This is a genomic window from Actinotalea ferrariae CF5-4 (assembly GCF_000603945.1).
In the GTDB taxonomy this organism is placed as follows: Bacteria; Actinomycetota; Actinomycetes; order Actinomycetales; family Cellulomonadaceae; genus Actinotalea; species Actinotalea ferrariae.
Genome location: NZ_AXCW01000164.1, coordinates 1 through 4427, shown reverse-complemented (window position 1 = coordinate 4427; position 4427 = coordinate 1). Strand labels below are relative to the sequence as shown.

Here is a 4427-nt window from a genome sequence, read left to right as displayed (position 1 = left end):
TTCGTCAGCACGGGACGTCCGCACGTACTGTGGGATCTTGGCGCGCGCGATCGCACCCGTACCGGTGCGGCTCGTGGACGAGCGGATGACCACGGTCACCGCCCATCAGGCGCTGCACGCGTCCGGGCGATCCGGGCGGCGCCACCGGCAGGTCGTCGACCAGGCGGCCGCGGTGGTGATCCTCCAGTCCGCGATGGACACGGAGCGCACCACGGGGGCGCGGTGCGGGGAGCTCGTGGACGAGCACCCGCCCGGGGTCGCCCCCAGCGCAGGCTCGGGGTCGGCTGGCAGGACGGACGAGCGAGGCGCAGGGTGAGGGCGCAACAGGAGGCTGGACTGTGAACGACGTGTTCCTGGACGAGGTGATCCGCCCGGATCCCGCCGAGGAGGGCGGCTCCCGCCGCCGGGTCGGGCGCGAGGACCGTGAGCGCAAGCGGCGTCAGCGTCGTCGGCGCAGCATCATCGCCGTCCTCATCGCCCTGCTCGTGCTCGGGGGAGCGGTCTACGCCGCCTTCCAGTTCGTGGGGCCGCTCCTCTCCTCGGTCGCCGACCGCGAGACGCCGGTCGAGGACTTCCCGGGCCCCGGCACGGGCAGCGTCGAGGTGACCATCGAGGCGGGCGCGTCCGGCGGCCAGATGGGCGCCACCCTCGAGGAGGCGGGCGTCGTCGCGTCGGCGACGGCGTTCTCCCGCGCGTTCGCCGCGAACCCCGATGCCGCCGGCATCCAGCCGGGCACGTACCGGCTGATGCTCGAGATGCGCGCGCAGGATGCCGTGGCCGCCCTGCTCGAGGGCGGGAACCGCGTGCAGACCCGCGTGACGATCCCGGAGGGCCTGCGCGCCGACCAGATCCTCGAGCGCCTCTCCTCCGTGACGGCAGTCCCGGTCGCGGACTTCCAGGCCGCCATGCAGGACACCGCGGCGACGGGCCTGCCCGCCGAGGCGGGGGGGAACTACGAGGGCTGGCTGTTCCCGGCCACGTACACCTTCGAGCCCGGCACCACGCCGACCGAGATGATCGCGCAGATGGTGGGCCAGACGATCGCCCGCCTCGACGAGCGCGGCGTGCCGGCCGAGCAGCGCGAGGTCGTCCTGACCAAGGCGTCGCTCGTCGAGCGCGAGGCGCGCTCCGCGGAGGACCGCCGCAAGGTCGCCCAGGCCATCGAGAACCGGCTGGCGATCGACATGAAGCTCGACATCGACGCGGCCGTCGCGTACGGGCTGGGCAAGTCGGGGACGGAGCTGACGCGCGACGACACGGCGAACAGCGACACCCCGTACAACCTCTACCGGTACACGGGCCTGCCCCCGACCCCGATCGCATCGCCGAGCCTGCAGTCGATCGACGCGGTGCTCGACCCGGAGCCCGGCCCCTGGCTGTTCTGGGTCACGGTGAACCTGGAGACGGGCGAGACCCGCTTCGCGGAGACCTTCGCCGAGCACAACCAGAACGTCCAGCTCCTGCGGGAGTGGGAGGCCCAGAACGGGTGAGCGCCGTCTCCACCGGTGCGGTGCCCACGGGTGACCGTCCCCGCGCCGCCGCGCGCCGGGCGGCCGTGCTCGGGCACCCCATCGCGCACTCGCTGTCGCCCGTGCTGCACCGCGCCGCCTACGCGGCGCTCGGTCTGGACTGCTGGCAGTACGACGCCGTCGACGTCCGGGAGGAGGAGCTGGCGGGGTTCGTCGCCGGGCTCGACGGCTCCTGGGCCGGGCTGAGCCTGACGATGCCGCTCAAGCAGACCGTCCTGCCGCTGCTGGACCACGTGGAGCCGCTCGCGGACGTGGTCGGTGCCGTCAACACCGTGCTCGTCCAGGCGGCCCCCGGGCGCCCGGTCCTGGTCGGCGCGAACACGGACGTGCACGGCGTCGTCGCCTCCCTCCGGGAGGGCCTGGGGGAGCAGCGCCGGATCGCCAGCGCGGTGGTCCTCGGGGCGGGCGCGACCGCCGCCTCCACGCTCGCCGGCCTGGCGGAGCTCGGCTGCACGACCGCCCAGGTGTTCGTGCGGTCGGTCGGTCGCGCCGGCGCGACGATGCGCGCCGCGCACCGGATGGGGGTGGAGCCGCGGTTCCTCCCGATGGACCCGGCCGAGCGCCTGCTCGACGCGATGCGGACGGCCGACGTCGTCGTGTCCACCCTCCCGGCCCGAGCGGCGGACCCCTTCGCCGCGAGCCTGGGCGACGCCGTCGGCGGCGTGCTGCTCGACGTGGCCTACGACCCCCGGCAGACGGCGCTCGGCACGGCCTGGCGCGCCGCCGACGGTCGGGCGGTCGGGGGGGAGCGGATGCTCCTGCACCAGGCGACGGAGCAGGTGCGGCTCATGACGGGCCTGCCCGCACCCCGTGCGGCGATGGAGCAGGCGCTGGAGGCCGCGCTCGCCGGGTGATCACCCTTCACTCTCCCGGGTGAGGTGCCGATAGAGAGGGAACGAGGTGCCCACGCACCCCGTGCCCCGCGGCCCACCCTGGGAAGGACACCCGTGAAGCAGCTCGGCGACATCCTGCTCGAAGAGGGACTCGTCACGGAGGGCCAGCTCATGGCCGCTCTCGACGAGCAGGCCATGCGGGGTGAGTCCCTGGGCCGGGTGCTCGTCGAGATCGGGATGCTCACCGAGACCCAGCTCGTCCGTGCGCTCGCCAGCCAGGTGGGCATGGAGTTCGTCGAGCTCGCCGAGTACCCCGTGGACCGGGCGGCCGTCGCGCTCCTGCCGGGCACGCTGTGCCGTCGGTACACCGCCCTGCCGGTCGGCATCCAGGACGGGTACCTCATGCTGGCGATGGCCGACCCCGGGAACGTCGTCGCGGTCGACGACGCCCGGACCCTGTCGGGCCTGCCGGTGCGCACGGTCGTCGCGACGCACGACGACCTCAGCGCCGCGATCGACCGCTACTGCCGCGCCGACGACGAGATCGACGACCTCGCATCCGCGTTCGAGGACGCGATGGTCCCCGACGCCGTCGACCTCTCCCAGGTCGGGGACTTCGTCGAGGACGACGCCCCGATCGTGCGGTTCGTCAACATCCTCGTCCAGCAGGCGATCCAGGACCGCGCCTCGGACATCCACATCGAGCCCGCGGAGACGGACCTGCGCGTCCGCTACCGGATCGACGGCGTGCTGCACGAGATGCAGCGGGCGCCCAAGCAGATCCAGGGTGGCGTCATCTCCCGTCTGAAGATCATGAGCGACATCGACATCGCCGAGCGCCGCAAGCCGCAGGACGGCCGCATGTCCGTGGCGCACAACGGACGCAAGATCGACCTGCGCGTGGCGACGCTGCCCACGGTGTGGGGCGAGAAGGTCGTCATGCGCATCCTGGACAACTCCACGGCCAGCCTGGACCTGCGCGACCTGTCGTTCCTGGACGACAACTTCGAGGTCTACCAGGAGTCCTACACGAAGCCCTACGGGATGATCCTGGTCACCGGGCCCACGGGCTCGGGCAAGTCCACGACCCTGTACGCCACGCTCAACGCCGTCTCCCGGCCCGAGATCAACGTCATCACGGTCGAGGACCCGGTCGAGTACCGGCTCGCCGGCATCAATCAGGTGCAGGTCAACCCCAAGGCCGGGCTGACGTTCGCCGGGGCGCTGCGGTCGATCCTGCGGTCGGACCCCGACGTCGTGCTGCTCGGTGAGATCCGTGACCACGAGACCGCGCAGATCGCCATCGAGGCGGCGCTCACCGGTCACCTCGTCCTCTCGACGCTGCACACCAACGACGCCCCGAGCGCCGTGACCCGCCTCATCGAGATGGGCATCGAGCCGTTCCTCGTCGGGTCCGCGCTGGACTGCGTGGTCGCCCAGCGGCTCGCCCGGCGGCTGTGCTCGAAGTGCAAGGAGGCCTACGTGCCGAGCGAGGTGGAGCTCATCTCCGCCCGCTTCCCGTGGGTGCCGGGGGAGGAGATCCCGACGCTGTTCCGCCCGGCGGGCTGCAGCGCGTGCTCGCGGACCGGCTACAAGGGCCGGATGGCCGTCCACGAGGTCATGCGCGTGACGGAGGAGATCGAGCGGCACGCCGTCGCGCACTCCTCCTCGGCGGAGATCGCCCGGACGGCCCGCGAGCAGGGCATGGTCACGCTGCGCGACGACGGCTGGACGAAGGTCCTGCTGGGGGAGACCTCCATCGAGGAGATCCTGCGCGTCGTGGCGTAGCAGCACGAGTCGGCTGAGGAGGCGAGACGTCCGGTATCGCCCGATCACAAGCGGTCGAACGCTCAAGCCGAGCCGGATCCGGTCGATGACACACCGGGGGACGTCCGTCGGACGACCATGGACGAGAGGGCCGCTGTGAACCAGTTCTTCCCGGAGCCCCAGGGCGACCGCCCGGCTCCCCAGGCGCCCCCGCTCGGCGGCCCACCGGCCTCGTTCGGCGCACCGGCCGCGCCCCCGGCCGCCGGCCGTCCCGCTGTGCCCTCCCTCGAGCCGGTCG

General features: G+C 72.8%; 4 protein-coding genes. All 4 read left to right on the top strand.

Translation table 11 applies throughout. The features are described from left to right. Window positions 1-316, top strand: a 316-nt coding sequence (locus tag N866_RS13275; RefSeq protein ID WP_034227121.1) for a RuvX/YqgF family protein, incomplete at its 5' end; no start/stop codon positions are given. Between the two features lie 22 nt (window positions 317-338). Beyond that, on the top strand, window positions 339-1490 hold the full coding sequence (mltG, locus tag N866_RS13270; protein WP_034227117.1) for an endolytic transglycosylase MltG: 1152 nt from the start codon (window positions 339-341) through the stop codon (window positions 1488-1490). Further along, complete coding sequence (locus N866_RS13265; protein WP_245612590.1) at window positions 1487-2383, top strand: shikimate dehydrogenase; 897 nt, start codon at window positions 1487-1489, stop codon at window positions 2381-2383. Before mltG ends, N866_RS13265 begins: the two co-directional genes overlap by 4 nt. 93 nt (window positions 2384-2476) lie before the next feature. Further along, window positions 2477-4150: a GspE/PulE family protein gene (locus tag N866_RS13260; RefSeq protein WP_034227115.1), complete on the top strand. Its 1674-nt coding sequence runs from the start codon at window positions 2477-2479 to the stop codon at window positions 4148-4150. The last annotated feature ends 277 nt before the right edge of the window (window positions 4151-4427 follow it).